The 16,611-nt window shown below is 66.3% G+C and carries 12 protein-coding genes, 1 tRNA gene and 1 pseudogene; all 14 read left to right on the top strand.

The features are described 5' to 3' along the window. Positions 1-114 (top strand): annotated as a pseudogene (locus Q0863_RS18125) (elongation factor Tu); the annotation flags it as partial. A 191-nt stretch (positions 115-305) separates the two neighbouring features. Beyond that, positions 306-381 (top strand) — tRNA-Trp (locus Q0863_RS18130). Positions 382-400: 19 nt separating this feature from the next. Further along, positions 401-781 carry a preprotein translocase subunit SecE gene (gene secE, locus Q0863_RS18135; RefSeq protein WP_298581679.1) on the top strand — a complete coding sequence of 127 codons (381 nt, stop codon included), beginning with the start codon at positions 401-403 and terminating at the stop codon, positions 779-781. Between the two features lie 17 nt (positions 782-798). Then, on the top strand, positions 799-1,371 hold the full coding sequence (gene nusG, locus Q0863_RS18140) for a transcription termination/antitermination protein NusG (protein ID WP_298581682.1): 573 nt from the start codon (positions 799-801) through the stop codon (positions 1,369-1,371). Positions 1,372-1,576: 205 nt separating this feature from the next. After that, the gene (rplK, locus tag Q0863_RS18145; protein ID WP_028840193.1) at positions 1,577-2,005 is read left to right on the top strand and encodes a 50S ribosomal protein L11; all 429 of its coding nucleotides are present in this window, start codon (positions 1,577-1,579) and stop codon (positions 2,003-2,005) included. Between the two features lie 4 nt (positions 2,006-2,009). Further along, the gene (rplA, locus tag Q0863_RS18150) at positions 2,010-2,708 is read left to right on the top strand and encodes a 50S ribosomal protein L1 (RefSeq protein WP_298581685.1); all 699 of its coding nucleotides are present in this window, start codon (positions 2,010-2,012) and stop codon (positions 2,706-2,708) included. A 357-nt stretch (positions 2,709-3,065) separates the two neighbouring features. Further along, positions 3,066-3,602, top strand: a complete 537-nt coding sequence (gene rplJ / locus Q0863_RS18155; RefSeq protein WP_298581687.1) for a 50S ribosomal protein L10 — start codon at positions 3,066-3,068, stop codon at positions 3,600-3,602. A gap of 59 nt (positions 3,603-3,661) precedes the next feature. Continuing rightward, complete coding sequence (gene rplL, locus Q0863_RS18160) at positions 3,662-4,030, top strand: 50S ribosomal protein L7/L12 (RefSeq protein ID WP_298581689.1); 369 nt, start codon at positions 3,662-3,664, stop codon at positions 4,028-4,030. A 448-nt stretch (positions 4,031-4,478) separates the two neighbouring features. Then, positions 4,479-8,654 (top strand): DNA-directed RNA polymerase subunit beta, encoded by a 4,176-nt coding sequence (gene rpoB / locus Q0863_RS18165; protein WP_298581691.1) that lies wholly within the window; start codon positions 4,479-4,481, stop codon positions 8,652-8,654. A gap of 118 nt (positions 8,655-8,772) precedes the next feature. Continuing rightward, positions 8,773-13,029 (top strand): DNA-directed RNA polymerase subunit beta', encoded by a 4,257-nt coding sequence (gene rpoC / locus Q0863_RS18170; RefSeq protein ID WP_298581693.1) that lies wholly within the window; start codon positions 8,773-8,775, stop codon positions 13,027-13,029. Positions 13,030-13,286: 257 nt separating this feature from the next. Then, on the top strand, positions 13,287-13,661 hold the full coding sequence (gene rpsL / locus Q0863_RS18175) for a 30S ribosomal protein S12 (RefSeq protein WP_146387473.1): 375 nt from the start codon (positions 13,287-13,289) through the stop codon (positions 13,659-13,661). A 13-nt stretch (positions 13,662-13,674) separates the two neighbouring features. Beyond that, positions 13,675-14,142, top strand: coding sequence for a 30S ribosomal protein S7 (gene rpsG / locus Q0863_RS18180; protein WP_298581698.1), 468 nt, complete (start codon positions 13,675-13,677; stop codon positions 14,140-14,142). A gap of 180 nt (positions 14,143-14,322) precedes the next feature. Continuing rightward, positions 14,323-16,452: an elongation factor G gene (fusA, locus tag Q0863_RS18185; protein WP_298581700.1), complete on the top strand. Its 2,130-nt coding sequence runs from the start codon at positions 14,323-14,325 to the stop codon at positions 16,450-16,452. 70 nt (positions 16,453-16,522) lie between these two features. Next, positions 16,523-16,611, top strand: an 89-nt coding sequence (locus Q0863_RS18190) for a GTP-binding protein (protein ID WP_032978997.1), incomplete at its 3' end; no start/stop codon positions are given.

Raw genomic sequence — 16,611 nt, forward strand, 5'->3', positions numbered from 1 at the left:
AAGATGGTGGTGGCGCTGATCAACCCGATCGCGATGGACGAAGGCCTGCGTTTCGCGATCCGCGAAGGCGGCCGCACGGTCGGCGCCGGCGTGGTGGCGAAGATCATCAAGTGATGTGACGGCCCGTGCGCGCCTGGCGCGCACGGATGCCGGCATCGCCCGGGCACGGCGGGGCTCCATTCCTGTCGCGCCAGGGAGCAATCCCGCAAGGGGTCTCCGCTTCCCCTCTCCTCGGAGAAGGCCGGAACAGGGCAAGGCGGCGCAAGCCGCCATTGCCATTTTCGGAAGCGGCATAATTCAAAGATACGCCAGTAGCTCAATTGGCAGAGCAGCGGTCTCCAAAACCGCAGGTTGGGGGTTCGAGTCCCTCCTGGCGTGCCATCTCAGAGTAGCGAGTCGAGTGAACAGCAGAGTCGAGCAACCCGGCACCGCGTCCGCGGGCGACATGGTCAAGTACGCGCTGGCGCTGTTGCTGGTGGCGGCCGGGGTGTTCGCGTTCTACTGGTTCGAAACCCAGTGGCCAGGTCCGGCCCGGGTCGGCGTGGTGGTGCTGGGCGTGGTGGCGGCCGCGGCGGTCTTCATGACCAGCCTCAAGGGACGCCAGACGCGCGAGTTCCTGTCCGAGTCGCGCTTCGAGCTGCGCAAGGTGGTCTGGCCGACGCGCCAGGAAGCGATGCGCATGACCTGGGTGGTGATGATCGTGGTGGTCATCATCGCGCTGCTGCTGGCCGGTTTCGACACGGTCATCCAGTGGCTGGTGAAGCTGTTCCTCGGGCAATGACTGGAGACACGGGTTTGATGGAAGCCGAAAGCGTCAAGCGTTGGTATGTGGTGCATGCGTATTCAGGCTTCGAGAAGTCGGTGGCGCAGGCGCTGCGTGACCGCATCGCCCGCGCGGAGATGCAGGACCGTTTCGGCGATGTCCTGGTGCCGACCGAGGAAGTGATCGAGATGCGCTCCGGCCAGAAGCGCCGTTCCGAGCGCAAGTTCTTCCCGGGCTACGTGCTGGTGCAGATCGCCACCCGCGACGAGGGCGGCATTCCGCGCATGGACAGCGAGAGCTGGCACCTGGTGAAGGAAACCCCCAAGGTGATGGGCTTCATCGGCGGCACCGCCGACCGTCCGCTGCCGATCCGCGACGAGGAGGCGGCCGCCATCCTCGACCGCGTGCAGGAAGGCGTCGAGAAGCCGCGTCCGAAGGTGCTGTTCGAGCCGGGCCAGATGGTGCGCGTGGTCGACGGTCCGTTCAATGACTTCAATGGCGTGGTCGAGGAAATCAACTACGAGAAGAGCCGCCTGCGGGTGGCCGTGCTGATCTTCGGCCGCTCGACCCCCGTCGAACTCGAATTCGGGCAGGTCGAAAAGGCCTGATCTGGCCCGGGCTGCACAGGCCCGGCAAACCCGCTATACTAGCCGGCTCCCCGCCCGGGAAGCCGGGCAGAACCGAAGGCCGCCGAATGGGCGGTCTTTCGCGTGGAAGGAGCGCCGCGACGCCGGGACGCGTGCCGCTCTGGATGGATTCGTTCCCGGCCCGATGGGGAGCCTGACGGCGCTTGCACCCGGAGAGACCTGAGAAATGGCAAAGAAAGTAGTCGGTTACATCAAGCTGCAGGTGAAGGCCGGGCAGGCCAACCCCTCGCCGCCGGTCGGCCCCGCGCTGGGCCAGCGCGGCCTGAACATCATGGAGTTCTGCAAGGCGTTCAACGCGGCGACCTCCAAGCTCGAGCCGGGTCTGCCGACCCCGGTGATCATCACCGCGTACTCGGACCGCACCTTCACCTTCGTGACCAAGAGCACGCCGGCCACGGTGCTGCTGAAGAAGGCCGCCGGCGTCACCTCCGGCTCCAAGCGCCCGAACACCGAGAAGGTGGGCAAGGTCACCCGCGCCCAGCTCGAGGACATCGCCAAGGCGAAGGAGCCCGACCTGACCGCGGCCGATCTGGACGCGGCGGTGCGCACCATCGCGGGCTCCGCCCGTTCGATGGGTCTGACGGTGGAGGGCTGAGGACATGGCATTGAACAAGCGACAGAAGGCGATCCAGGCCGCCGTGCAGCCGGGCAAGGCGTATGCGATCGATGACGCCCTGAAGATCGTCAAGGACCACAGCAAGGCCAAGTTCGTCGAGGCTGTCGACGTGGCCGTGCGCCTCGGCGTCGACGCCAAGAAGTCCGACCAGCAGGTGCGCGGCTCGACCGTGCTGCCGCAGGGCACCGGCAAGAGCGTGCGCGTGGCGGTGTTCGCCCCGGCGGGCGCCAAGGCCGACGAAGCCCTGGCCGCTGGTGCCGACGCCGTCGGCATGGACGACCTGGCAGAGAAGATGCAGGGCGGCGACCTCAGCTACGACGTCGTCATCGCCACCCCGGACGCGATGCGCGTGGTCGGCAAGCTCGGCACGCTGCTCGGCCCGCGTGGCCTGATGCCCAACCCGAAGGTCGGCACCGTGTCCCCGAACCCGGGCGAGGCGGTGAAGAACGCCAAGGGTGGCCAGGTGCGTTACCGCACCGACAAGGCCGGCATCATCCACTGCACGATCGGCAAGGCCGATTTCGAGTCCGACCGCCTGAAGGAAAACCTGCAGGCGCTGCTGGTGGACCTGGTCAAGGCCAAGCCGGCGACCTCGAAGGGCCAGTACCTGCAGAAGATCTCGGTCAGCTCGACCATGGGTCCGGGCGTCATCGTCGACCAGTCGACCTTGAACCTGAAGTAATCGTGTTACCGCTCCGCCCGGCGACGGGTGGGGCGCTTGAGGGCAGTCGCCGCCGGCCTGGCCGTCGGCGACAGCCGTCAAAGACCGCAGGTGCGGTCAGCGCGCAACGACGACGGGCAGGGAGCTCGTGCTGGCAGGGAATCGCCGTCGTGGCTAGCGGGACCGCTTAATCGAACCCTCCGGGGTCCGCCTGCGCAGATGGTGCCGCCTTCTGGAAGTTGTTCTGGTGCGTTCGCGAACCGCCAGCCGGACAGGCCACCAACCCGGGACCTTCGCGTCCCCGGCGTCCACGGACCGGATGCCGTCCAGGACCGCAAGCGGCAGGAGTCGCGAGCGGAGTCAATAAGTGAGGAGTGTATGGCTCTCAATCTGTCCCAGAAGCAAGAAGTTGTCGCCGAACTGGCAGACGTTGCCGCCAAGGCGCACTCCCTGGTCGCCGCCGAATACGCAGGCACGACGGTCGCTCAAATGACCGCCATGCGCAAGAAGGCCCGCGAAGAAGGCGTGTTCTTGAAAGTTGTCAAGAACACCCTGGCCGCGCGCGCCGTCGAAGGCACGGACTACGAGGTTGTCAAGGACAAGCTCGTCGGCCCGCTGCTGTATGCGTTTTCGACCGAGGAGCCCGGCGCCGCCGGTCGCCTGATCAAGGAATTCGCCAAGGGCAACGACAAGCTGCAGCCGAAGGTGGTTTCCGTGGGGGGCGAGCTCTATCCCGCCAGCCACGTCGACGTCCTGGCTGCACTGCCGACCCGCGACCAGGCGCTGTCCATGCTGGCCCGCGTCCTGCTCGAGCCGGCCGCGATGTTCGCCCGTGCCGTCCAGGCCGTGGCCGACAAGCAGGGTGGTGGCGAAGCGCCGGCGGAAGCCGCCGCCGAAGCCCCGGCCGAAGCCTGAGTCCGACGTCATCCGGTTCGCTTGAACCCCTTTCCAGATAATTTCCAAAGGTAAACACAATGTCCCTTACCAACGAACAGATCGTCGACGCGATCGCCGAGAAGTCCCTGATGGAAGTGGTGGAGCTGGTCAAGGCCATCGAAGAGAAGTTCGGCGTCTCCGCCGCTGCCCCGGTCGCCGTGGCTGCCGCCGCTGGCCCGGCCGCTGCCGTCGAGGAGCAGACCGAGTTCACCGTCACCCTGAAGTCGGCTGGCGACAAGAAGGTCGAAGTGATCAAGGCCGTGCGCGCCATCACCGGCCTGGGCCTGAAGGAAGCCAAGGACCTCACCGAGGCCGGCGGCGTCCTGAAGGAAGGCGTGTCCAAGGAAGACGCCGAAAAGTGCAAGAAGGACCTCGAGGCAGCCGGCGCCACCGTCGAAGTCAAGTGATGCAGGCCGCCGCGCGCCGCCGGCGCGCGGACAGGCTGGCGTCATCCCCACGGATGTGGGGACTGCGAAGGCCGCAAGGCCAGAGCGAACAGCGCATAGCGCTGGTCATCAAGAGGTAAAGATTGGCCCTCAACCGAGTGCAAATCGAAGCAGGAGCCGCCACATTTCCGCGCGCGCGGAGGTGATGGCGGAAGCCGAGGCTGGGGGCCACACGCCCCCGGCCTTCGGCCGTTGTAAGGCAGGGATTCGGAAATCGGGATCCGGGATTCGGGAAAGCGTTTCGCTTTTGCCAATCCCGAATCCCCAATCCCGGCTTCACCCAGTGGTCAGTGGTCAGTAGCGGGAGAAGGCGTGCTGGTGCCGGCAATACCAGCGACTGTCCAGTGACAACTTTTCGTTTTCAAGGACCTGCGTTCGCGCACGTCCCAGACCGAGGCATCAGCTCCCCATGACGACGTCCCAGCTCCAGTCGAACTACTCGTTCACCGAGAAGAAGCGCATCCGCAAGAACTTCGGAAAGCGCCGCTCGATCCTCGAGGTGCCGTTCCTGCTCGCGATCCAGGTCGACTCCTACCGCGAGTTCCTGCAGGCCGACAAGGACCCCAACAAGCGCGACGACAAGGGCCTGCACGCGGCGCTCAAGTCGGTGTTCCCGATCGTCAGCTACAACGGCTACGCGGCGCTGGAGTACGTCGGCTACAAGCTCGGCGAGCCGGTGTTCGACGAGCGCGAGTGCCGCCAGCGCGGCATGAGCTACGGCGCCCCGCTGCGCGTGACCGTGCGCCTGGTGATCTACGACCGCGAGTCGTCGAACAAGGCTATCAAGTACGTGAAGGAGCAGGAGGTCTACATGGGCGAGATCCCGCTCATGACCGACAACGGCACCTTCATCGTCAACGGCACCGAGCGCGTCATCGTCTCGCAGCTGCACCGTTCGCCGGGCGTGTTCTTCGACCACGACCGCGGCAAGACGCACTCCTCGGGCAAGCTGCTGTTCTCCGCGCGCGTGATTCCCTACCGCGGCTCGTGGCTGGACTTCGAGTTCGACCCGAAGGACGCGCTGTACACCCGTATCGACCGCCGCCGCAAGCTGCCGGTCAGCGTGCTGCTGCGCGCGCTGGGCTACAACAACGAAGAAATGCTCAACGAGTTCTTCGAAATCAACACCTTCCACGTCCTGCCCGAAGGCGAGGGCGTGCAGCTGGAGCTGGTCCCCGAGCGCCTGCGCGGCGAGACCCTGAACTTCGACCTGGCCGATGGCGACAAGGTGATCGTCGAGGCCGGCAAGCGCATCACCGCGCGCCACGTCAAGCAGCTCGAGGCCGCCGGCGTCGCCGCGCTGGCCGTGCCGGACGAGTACCTGGTCGGCCGCGTGCTCTCGCACGACGTCGTCGATGCCTCCACCGGCGAGCTGATCGCCTCGGCCAACGACGAGATCAGCGACGACATGCTGGCGGCTCTGCGCAAGGCCGGCATCGAGGCGGTGGGCACGATCTGGACCAACGACCTGGATCGCGGCGCCTACCTGTCCAACACCCTGCGCGTGGACGCGACCAAGACCCAGCTCGACGCGCTGGTCGAGATCTACCGCATGATGCGTCCCGGCGAGCCGCCGACCAAGGACGCCGCGCAGAACCTGTTCCACAACCTGTTCTTCGCCTTCGAGCGCTACGACCTGTCGGCCGTGGGCCGGATGAAATTCAACCGCCGCCTGGGCCGCCGCGAGGTGACTGGCGCCGCCGTGCTGTACGACGCCAAGTACTTCGCCGAGCGCAAGGACGAGGAGTCCGTGCGCCTGCGCGAGGCCTGCGGGGACACGTCCGACATCCTCGACGTGATCAAGGTGCTGACCGAGATCCGCAACGGCCGCGGCGTGGTCGACGACATCGACCACCTCGGCAACCGCCGCGTGCGTTCGGTCGGCGAGATGGCCGAGAACGTGTTCCGCGTGGGCCTGGTGCGCGTCGAGCGCGCCGTGCGCGAGCGCCTGACCATGGCCGAGGCCGATGGCCTGACCCCGCAGGAACTGATCAACGCCAAGCCGGTCGCGGCCGCGGTCAAGGAGTTCTTCGGCTCCTCGCAGCTGTCGCAGTTCATGGACCAGAACAACCCGCTGTCGGAAGTCACCCACAAGCGCCGCGTGTCCGCGCTCGGCCCGGGCGGCCTGACCCGCGAGCGCGCCGGCTTCGAAGTGCGCGACGTGCACCCGACCCACTACGGCCGCGTCTGCACCATCGAGACGCCTGAAGGCCCGAACATCGGCCTGATCAACTCGCTGGCCGTGTTCGCCCGCACCAACCGCTACGGCTTCCTCGAGACGCCGTACCGCAAGGTCGTGGACGGCCGCGTCACCGACGAGATCGAGTACCTGTCGGCGATCGAGGAGAACGAGTTCGTCATCGCCCAGGCCGACTCCCCGCAGGACGCCAAGGGCAACCTCGACGCGCAGTTCGTCTCCTGCCGCTTCCAGGGCGAGAACCTGCTCAAGCCGCCGGCCGAGATCCACTACATGGACGTCTCGCCGATGCAGACCGTGTCGGTCGCCGCGGCGCTGGTGCCGTTCCTGGAGCACGACGACGCCAACCGCGCGCTGATGGGCGCCAACATGCAGCGCCAGGCCGTGCCGACGCTGCGTGCGCAGAAGCCGCTGGTCGGCACCGGCATCGAGCGCGCCGTGGCGCGCGACTCGGGCGTGACGGTGAACGCCCGCCGCGGCGGCGTGATCGAGCAGATCGACGCAGGCCGCATCGTGGTCAAGGCGTTCGAGGATGAGATCACCGGCGAGACCGATGCCGGCGTCGACATCTACAACCTGATCAAGTACACGCGTTCCAACCAGAACACCTGCATCAACCAGACCCCGCTGGTCAACGTGGGCGACGTGGTCGCACGCGGCGACGTGCTGGCCGACGGCCCCTCGACCGACATCGGCGAGCTGGCCCTGGGCCAGAACATGCTGGTCGCGTTCATGCCGTGGAACGGCTACAACTTCGAGGACTCGATCCTCCTGTCCGAGCGCGTGGTCAAGGAAGACCGCTACACCACGATCCACATCGAAGAGCTCACCGCCGTCGCCCGCGACACCAAGCTGGGCCCGGAGGAGATCTCGGCCGACATCCCCAACGTGTCCGAGCAGGCGCTCAACCGCCTCGACGAGTCTGGCGTGGTGTACATCGGCGCCGAAGTGCGCGCCGGCGACATCCTGGTCGGCAAGGTCACGCCCAAGGGCGAGAGCCAGCTGACCCCGGAAGAGAAGCTGCTGCGCGCGATCTTCGGCGAGAAGGCCTCCGACGTGAAGGACAGCTCGCTGCGCGTGCCGCCGGGCATGGACGGCACCGTCATCGACGTGCAGGTGTTCACCCGCGACGGCATCGAGAAGGACAAGCGTGCGCGCCAGATCGAGGAGTCCGAGGTCAAGCGCGTCAAGAAGGACTTCGACGACCAGTACCGCATCCTCGAAGGAGCGATCTACGACCGCCTGCGTTCGCAGCTGCTGGGCAAGGTCGCCAACGGCGGCCCCGGCCTGAAGAAGGGCGACACGGTCACCTCGCTGGTGCTCGACGGGCTGAAGAAGTCCGACTGGTTCCAGCTGCGCATGAAGGACGACGAAGCGTCCGAGGCGATCGAGCGCGCGCAGAAGCAGATCGAAGTGCACGAGAAGGAGTTCGAGAAGCGCTTCGCCGACAAGCGCGGCAAGATCATGCAGGGCGACGACCTCGCGCCGGGCGTGCTGAAGATGGTCAAGGTCTACCTGGCCGTGAAGCGCCGCATCCAGCCGGGCGACAAGATGGCCGGCCGGCACGGCAACAAGGGCGTGGTGTCCACGATCGTTCCGGTCGAGGACATGCCGCACATGGCCAACGGCGAGACGGTCGACATCGTGCTCAACCCGCTGGGCGTGCCTTCGCGCATGAACATCGGCCAGATCCTGGAGACGCACCTGGGCTGGGCGGCGAAGGGCCTCGGCCGCAAGATCGACGCGATGCTGCAGGCCCAGGCCAAGCTGGCCGACCTGCGCAAGTTCCTCGACGAGATCTACAACCACGACAAGGAACTGCTCGCGCAGCGGGTCGACCTCAAGCAGTTCAGCGACGAGGAACTGCTCACGCTGGCCAAGAACCTCAGCGACGGCGTGCCGATGGCGACGCCGGTGTTCGACGGCGCGAGCGAAGCCGAGATCAAGCGGATGCTCGAGCTGGCCGACCTGCCGACCAGCGGCCAGGCCCAGCTGTACGACGGCCGCACCGGCGAGGCGTTCGAGCGCAAGGTGACGGTGGGCTACATGCACATGCTGAAGCTCAACCACCTGGTCGACGACAAGATGCACGCGCGTTCGACCGGCCCGTACTCGCTCGTCACCCAGCAGCCGCTGGGCGGCAAGGCGCAGTTCGGCGGCCAGCGCTTCGGCGAAATGGAAATGTGGGCGCTGGAAGCCTACGGCGCGGCCTACACCATGCAGGAAATGCTGACGGTGAAGTCCGACGACGTGCAGGGCCGCAACCAGATGTACAAGAACATCGTCGACGGCGAATACGAGATGGTCGCCGGCATGCCGGAGTCGTTCAACGTCCTGGTCAAGGAAATCCGCTCGCTGGCCATCAACATGGAGCTCGAGGAGCACTGAGAAGCGGTGATTGGGGATTAGGGATTAGGGATTCGCAAAGGCACACGCCGCGCGCCCGAAACCACGATCCCCGCCTTATCAAATCCCGAATCTCGAATCCCGAATCCCGGAGATACACATGAAAGATCTGCTCAACCTCTTCAACCAGCAGCGTCCGACGCCCGACTTCGACGCGATCAAGATCGCGCTGGCCTCGCCCGACCTGATCCGTTCGTGGTCCTACGGCGAAGTGAAGAAGCCCGAAACCATCAACTACCGGACCTTCAAGCCCGAGCGCGACGGCCTGTTCTGCGCCTCGATCTTCGGACCGATCAAGGACTACGAGTGCCTGTGCGGCAAGTACAAGCGCATGAAGCACCGTGGCGTGGTCTGCGAGAAGTGCGGCACCGAAGTGACCCTGGCCAAGGTGCGCCGCGAGCGCATGGGCCACATCGACCTGGCCTCGCCGGTCGCGCACATCTGGTTCCTCAAGTCGCTGCCCTCGCGCATCGGCCTGATGCTGGACATGACCCTGCGCGACATCGAACGCATCCTGTACTTCGAGGCGTTCGTGGTCACCGAGCCGGGCCTGACCCCGCTCGAGCGCGGCCAGCTGCTCAATGAAGAGCAGTTCATGCAGATGCGCCAGGAGCACGGCGACGACTTCGACGCCGCCATGGGCGCCGAGGCCGTGTACGACCTGCTGCGGACGATCGACCTGCAGGCCGAGACGGTCAAGCTCAAGGAAGACATCGCCGCCACCGGTTCGGAGACCAAGCTCAAGCGCCTGACCAAGCGCATCAAGCTGGTCGAGGCCTTCCTCGAGTCGGGCAACCGCCCCGAGTGGATGGTCATGACCGTGCTGCCGGTGCTGCCGCCGGACCTGCGTCCGCTGGTGCCGCTGGACGGCGGCCGCTTCGCGACCTCCGACCTCAACGACCTGTACCGCCGCGTCATCAACCGCAACAACCGCCTGCGCCGCCTGCTCGAACTCAATGCGCCCGACATCATCGTGCGCAACGAGAAGCGCATGCTGCAGGAGTCGGTCGACGCGCTGATGGACAACGGCCGCCGCGGCCGCGCCATCACCGGCACCAACAAGCGCCCGCTCAAGTCGCTGGCCGATATGATCAAGGGCAAGCAGGGCCGCTTCCGCCAGAACCTGCTCGGCAAGCGCGTCGACTACTCGGGCCGTTCGGTCATCGTGGTCGGCCCGACCCTGCGCCTGCACGAGTGCGGCCTGCCCAAGAAGATGGCGCTGGAGCTGTTCAAGCCGTTCATCTTCGCCAAGCTGCAGCGCCGTGGCCTGGCCACGACGATCAAGGCGGCCAAGAAGCTGGTCGAGCGCGAAGAGGCCGAGGTGTGGGACATCCTCGAAGAGGTGATCCGCGAGCACCCGGTGCTGCTCAACCGCGCCCCGACCCTGCACCGCCTGGGCATCCAGGCGTTCGAGCCGGTGCTGATCGAAGGCAAGGCGATCCAGCTGCACCCGCTGGTCTGCACGGCGTTCAACGCCGACTTCGACGGTGACCAGATGGCCGTCCACGTGCCGCTCTCGCTGGAAGCCCAGCTGGAAGCGCGCGCGCTGATGATGTCGACCAACAACATCCTCTCGCCCGCCAACGGCGAGCCGATCATCGTGCCGTCGCAGGACGTGGTGCTCGGCCTGTACTACATGACCCGCGCGCTGGAGAACACCCCGGGCGAGGGCATGACGTTCGCCAACGTCGCCGAGGCACGCCGCGCCTATGACAACAAGGTCGCCGGCCTGCACGCCAAGGTGAAGGTGCGCATCACCGAGACGGTGATCGACGAGGAGGGCAACCGCGAGAAGAAGACCTCGATCGTGGACACCACGGTCGGGCGCGCGCTGCTGGCCGAGATCCTGCCCGAGGGCCTGCCCTTCGCGCTGGCCAACACCGAGCTGACCAAGAAGAACATCTCGCGTCTGATCAACAGCTGCTACCGCCAGCTGGGCCTGAAGGACACGGTCGTGTTCGCCGACAAGCTGATGTACACCGGCTTCGGCTTCGCGACCCGTGCGGGCGTGTCGATCGGCATCGACGACATGACCATCCCCGACGAGAAGAAGGGCATCCTCGCCGAGGCCGAGGCCGAGGTGCTGGAGATCCAGCAGCAGTACCAGTCGGGCCTGGTCACCGCGGGCGAGCGCTACAACAAGGTGGTCGACATCTGGTCGCGCACCAACGAGCGCGTGGCCAAGGCGATGATGGACACCATCGGCAGCGAGATCGTGACCAACGCCAAGGGCGAGCAGGTCGCGCAGAAGTCGATGAACTCGATCTACATCATGGCCGACTCCGGCGCGCGTGGTTCGCAGGCGCAGATCCGCCAGCTGGCCGGCATGCGCGGCCTGATGGCCAAGCCCGACGGCTCGATCATCGAAACGCCGATCACCTCGAACTTCCGCGAGGGCCTGAACGTCCAGCAGTACTTCATCTCGACCCACGGCGCGCGCAAGGGCCTCGCGGACACCGCGCTGAAGACGGCGAATTCCGGTTACCTGACCCGCCGCCTGGTCGACGTGGCGCAGGACGTGGTGATCACCGAGTCCGACTGCGGCACGTACAACGGTCTGATGATGACCCCGATCGTGGAAGGCGGCGACGTGGTCGAACCGCTGCGCGACCGCGTGCTGGGCCGCGTCGTGGCCGAGGACGTGTTCCTGCCGGGCAACGACGAGGATCCGATCGTCACCCGCAACACGCTGCTCGACGAAGCCTGGGTGCAGAAGCTCGAGGACGCCAGCGTGCAGTCGTTCAAGGTGCGCTCGACGATCACCTGCGAAAGCAGCTTCGGCGTGTGCGCGCACTGCTACGGCCGCGACCTGGGCCGTGGCCACATCGTCAACCTCGGCGAGGCCGTGGGCGTGGTGGCCGCACAGTCGATCGGCGAGCCCGGCACCCAGCTGACCATGCGTACGTTCCACATCGGCGGCGCGGCTTCGCGTGCGGCGGCGATCGACAACGTGACGGTCAAGACCACCGGCTCGATCAAGTTCAACAACCTCAAGACCGTGCAGCACGCCAGCGGCAACCTGACCGTGGTTTCGCGTTCGGGCGAGCTGTCGGTGCTCGACGGCCACGGCCGCGAGCGCGAACGCTACAAGCTGCCCTACGGCGCCACGATCACGGTCAAGGACGGCGCCGAGATCAAGGCCGGCCAGACCGTGGCCAACTGGGATCCGCACAACCACCCGATCGTTTCGGAAGTGGCCGGTTCGATCCGCTTCGTGGACTTCGTCGACGGCGTCACCGTCATCGAGAAGACCGACGAGCTGACCGGCCTGGCCTCGCGCGAGATCTCCGATCCCAAGCGTCGCGGTTCGCAGGGCAAGGACCTGCGTCCGATCGTGCGGATCATCGACAAGGACGGCAACGACCTCAACATCCCGGGCACCGACCTGCCGGCGCAGTACCTGCTGCCGCCGCGCTCGATCGTCAACCTGCAGGATGGCGCGGCCGTGGGCGTGGGCGACGTGGTGGCGAAGATCCCGCAGGAAGCTTCCAAGACCCGCGACATCACCGGTGGTCTGCCGCGCGTGGCCGACCTGTTCGAGGCGCGCAAGCCCAAGGACCCGGCGATCCTGGCCGAGAAGTCGGGCGTGGTCAGCTTCGGCAAGGACACCAAGGGCAAGCAGCGCCTGATCATCAAGGGCGCCGACGGCGAGGATCACGAGGAGCTGATTCCCAAGTACCGCCAGATCATCGTGTTCGAAGGCGAGCACGTGGAGAAGGGCGAGACCGTGGTGGACGGCGAGCCGAGTCCGCAGGACATCCTGCGCCTGCTCGGCGTGGAACCGCTGGCCTCCTACCTGACCAAGGAAATCCAGGACGTCTACCGCCTGCAGGGCGTGAAGATCAACGATAAGCACATCGAGGTGATCATTCGCCAGATGCTGCGCAAGGTCGAGATCACCGACCCGGGCGACAGCCGCTACCTGGCCGGCGAGCAGGCCGAGCGCCAGCGCGTGATCGAGGAGAACCAGAGGCTGGCGGGCAGGAACGAGCTGCCGGTGCGCGTCGACCCGGTGCTGCTGGGCATCACCAAGGCTTCGCTGGCGACCGAGTCGTTCCTGTCGGCGGCGTCCTTCCAGGAGACCACCCGCGTGCTGACGGAGGCTGCCGTGCGCGGCACCCGCGACAGCCTGCGTGGCCTCAAGGAGAACGTCATCGTCGGCCGCCTGATCCCGGCCGGCACCGGCCTGGCCTACCACACCCGGCGCCGCAACAAAGCCACGGGGCTGACCGACTCCGAGCTGGACGCGCTGGCAGGCGCGCCGGCCGAGGCGCCGGTCGCGGCCGATCCGTCCACGGTCATGATCGAGGACGCCCCGGCGTCCGACACGGCCGAGCAGGATTCCAGCGCGAGCTGAGAAGCGATACCCGGCCCCCGGCAGGGGGCCCAGATCTCGAAATGAGGCGCAGGGAGCGCCTCGTTTTCGGCCCAGGAAGGGCGGAGCAGCGTTTTGGTCCGGCAGCGGGTGACCGCGGCGACGGGACCGGAAGCATGGCTTGCGTTGACGGTCTCCGTCAGCGCGGGCTATACTTTTTCGTCTCGGCAGGTCGGGTCTTCCCGCCTGCCGTCGTTTTCACGAGGGCATCCGCCCCGAAACCCAAGAACCCCTGACCGATGGCAACGATCAATCAGCTGGTGCGCAAGCCGCGCAGCCCTGAAATCTACAAGAGCACGTCGCCCGCGCTGGCCAACTGCCCGCAGCGCCGTGGCGTGTGCACCCGCGTGTACACGACGACCCCGAAGAAGCCGAACTCGGCCCTGCGCAAGGTCGCCAAGGTGCGCCTGACCAACGGGTACGAAGTCATTTCGTACATCGGCGGCGAAGGCCACAACCTGCAGGAACACAGCGTGGTGCTGATCCGCGGCGGTCGCGTCAAGGACCTGCCCGGCGTGCGTTACCACACCGTGCGCGGCTCGCTCGACGCCGCCGGCGTCGCCAAGCGCAAGCAGGCGCGTTCCAAGTACGGCGCCAAGCGCCCGAAGGCCTGAGGAAAACTGAATCATGTCGCGTAAAGGCAATACTCCCCAGCGTTCGGTCCTGCCCGATCCCAAGCACGGAAGCGAGATCATCGCCCGCTTCATCAACATGGTCATGCAGAGCGGCAAGAAGTCCGTCGCCGAGAAGATCGTGTACGGCGCCATGGACGTGATCGGCGAGAAGAACGGCAACGCCCTGGAAGTGGTCGAGAAGGCCCTGGGCAACGTCTCCCCGGCGGTCGAGGTGAAGTCGCGCCGCGTCGGCGGCGCCACCTACCAGGTGCCGGTCGAAGTGCGCCAGTCGCGCCGCATGGCGCTGGCCATGCGCTGGCTGATCGAGTCGGCGCGCAAGCGCGGCGAGAACTCGATGCCGCGCAAGCTCGCAGGCGAACTGATCGACGCGTCCGAAAGCCGTGGCGGCGCGATCAAGAAGCGCGAGGAAACGCACCGCATGGCGGATGCGAACAAGGCGTTCGCGCACTACCGCTGGTAATCCCTCGTGGGGCCGGGCTTCGGTCCCCGCGGCGCCGACGGCGCCACTTCGGCGGCAATGCCGCATGCGATGTCCGATGCCGCCGTCAGGCGGCATTCGGCCATTGAAGAAGCGAGTCCCTCGCGACGGTCCCCGCCTAGATGCGCGGACTTCCCACCGCATTGAATCTGAGGCAATCCCGTGGCCCGCACGACCCCCATCGAACGCTACCGCAACTTCGGCATCATGGCGCACATCGACGCCGGCAAGACGACGACGTCGGAGCGCATCCTGTTCTACACCGGCAAGAGCCACAAGATCGGCGAGGTGCACGACGGCGCCGCGACGATGGACTGGATGGAGCAGGAGCAGGAGCGCGGCATCACGATCCAGTCCGCGGCCACCACCGCGTTCTGGAAGGGCATGGACAAGTCCCTGCCGGAGCATCGCTTCAACATCATCGACACCCCCGGGCACGTCGACTTCACGATCGAGGTCGAGCGGTCCCTGCGCGTGCTCGACGGCGCGGTGTTCGTGCTGTGCGCGGTCGGCGGCGTGCAGCCGCAGTCGGAGACGGTGTGGCGCCAGGCCAACAAGTACCACGTGCCGCGCATCGCGTTCGTCAACAAGATGGACCGCACCGGCGCCAACTTCTTCAAGGTGCGCGACCAGCTCAAGGCGCGCCTGGGCGCTTTCCCGGTGCCGATGCAGGTGCCGATCGGCGCCGAGGACGGCTTCGAGGGCGTGGTCGACCTGGTCAAGATGAAGGCGATCCACTGGGACAGCGCCACCCAGGGCCTGAACTTCGAGTACCGCGACATACCCGAGCACCTGCGTGCGCAGGCCGAGGAGGCGCGCGCGTTCATGGTCGAGTCCGCCGCCGAGGCCAGCGAAGCGCTGATGGACAAGTACCTGGAAGGCGGCGAGCTGACCGAGGAAGAGATCATCAACGGCCTGCGCGAGCGCACGCTGAAGACCGAGATCGTGCCGATGTTCTGCGGCACGGCGTTCAAGAACAAGGGCGTCCAGGCGATGCTCGACGGCGTGGTCAACCTGCTGCCGTCGCCGGTCGACGTGCCCGCGGTGAAGGGCGTGGACGTCGATGACGAGACCAAGGAGCTGAGCCGCGAGTCCAGCGACAAGGCCCCGTTCTCTGCGCTGGCGTTCAAGATCATGACCGACCCGTTCGTGGGCTCGCTGACCTTCTTCCGCGTCTACTCGGGCACGCTCAACGCCGGCGACCAGGTGCTCAACTCGGTCAAGGGCAAGAAGGAGCGCATCGGCCGCGTGCTGCAGATGCACTCCAACAACCGCGAGGAAATCAAGGAAGTGCTGGCCGGCGACATCGCCGCCGCGGTGGGCCTGAAGGACGTCACCACCGGCGACACGCTGTGCGCGCAGGACGCGCCGATCGTGCTCGAGCGCATGAGCTTCCCGGAGCCGGTGATCTCGATGGCGGTCGAGCCCAAGACCAAGTCCGACCAGGAGAAGATGGGCCTGGCGCTGGGTCGCCTGGCGCAGGAAGACCCCTCGTTCCGCGTCAAGACCGACGAGGAGTCCGGCCAGACCATCATTTCCGGCATGGGCGAGCTGCACCTGGACATCATCGTCGACCGCATGAAGCGCGAGTTCAACGTGGAGGCCAACGTTGGCAAGCCGCAGGTCGCCTACCGCGAGACCATCCGCTCCAGCGACGTCAAGTCCGACTACAAGCATGCCAAGCAGTCCGGCGGCAAGGGCCAGTACGGCCACGTGGTGATCGAGATGTCGCCGATGACGGCCGAGGATCGCGTCAAGTACGCGGCCGACATCAAGGACGACTTCCTGTTCATCAACGAGATCACCGGTGGCGTGATCCCGAAGGAATTCATCCCCTCGGTCGAGAAGGGCATGCGCGAGACCATCACCAGCGGTCCGCTCGCGGGCTTCCCGGTGGTGGGCGTCAAGGCCAAGCTCGTGTTCGGTTCGTACCACGACGTCGACTCGTCGGAAATGGCGTTCAAGCTGGCCGCGTCGATGGCCTTCAAGCAGGGCTTCGCCAAGGCGTCGCCGGCGCTGCTGGAGCCGATCATGAAGGTCGAGATCGTCAGCCCCGAGGATTACCTGGGCGACGTGATGGGCGACGTGAGCCGCCGCCGCGGCGTGCTGCAGGGCCAGGACGACAGCCCGTCGGGCAAGATCATCAACGCGATGATCCCGCTGGGCGAGATGTTCGGCTACGCGACCTCGCTGCGTTCGATGTCGCAGGGCCGCGCCACCTTCACGATGGAATTCGACCATTACGAAGAAGCGCCGACCAACATCGCCGACGCGGTCATCAAGAAGGGCTGATCAGCCTTCTGGCGCGCCTTCATGGCGCGCCAGACCCCCAACATTCATTTGATATCCAGAGGTACAGACCATGGCAAAGGGCAAGTTCGAGCGCACCAAGCCCCACGTGAACGTGGGCACGATTGGTCACGTTGACCACGGCAAGACGACGCTGACGGC

It is taken from the genome of uncultured Luteimonas sp. (genome assembly GCF_947492465.1).
Classification (GTDB): Bacteria; Pseudomonadota; Gammaproteobacteria; order Xanthomonadales; family Xanthomonadaceae; genus Luteimonas.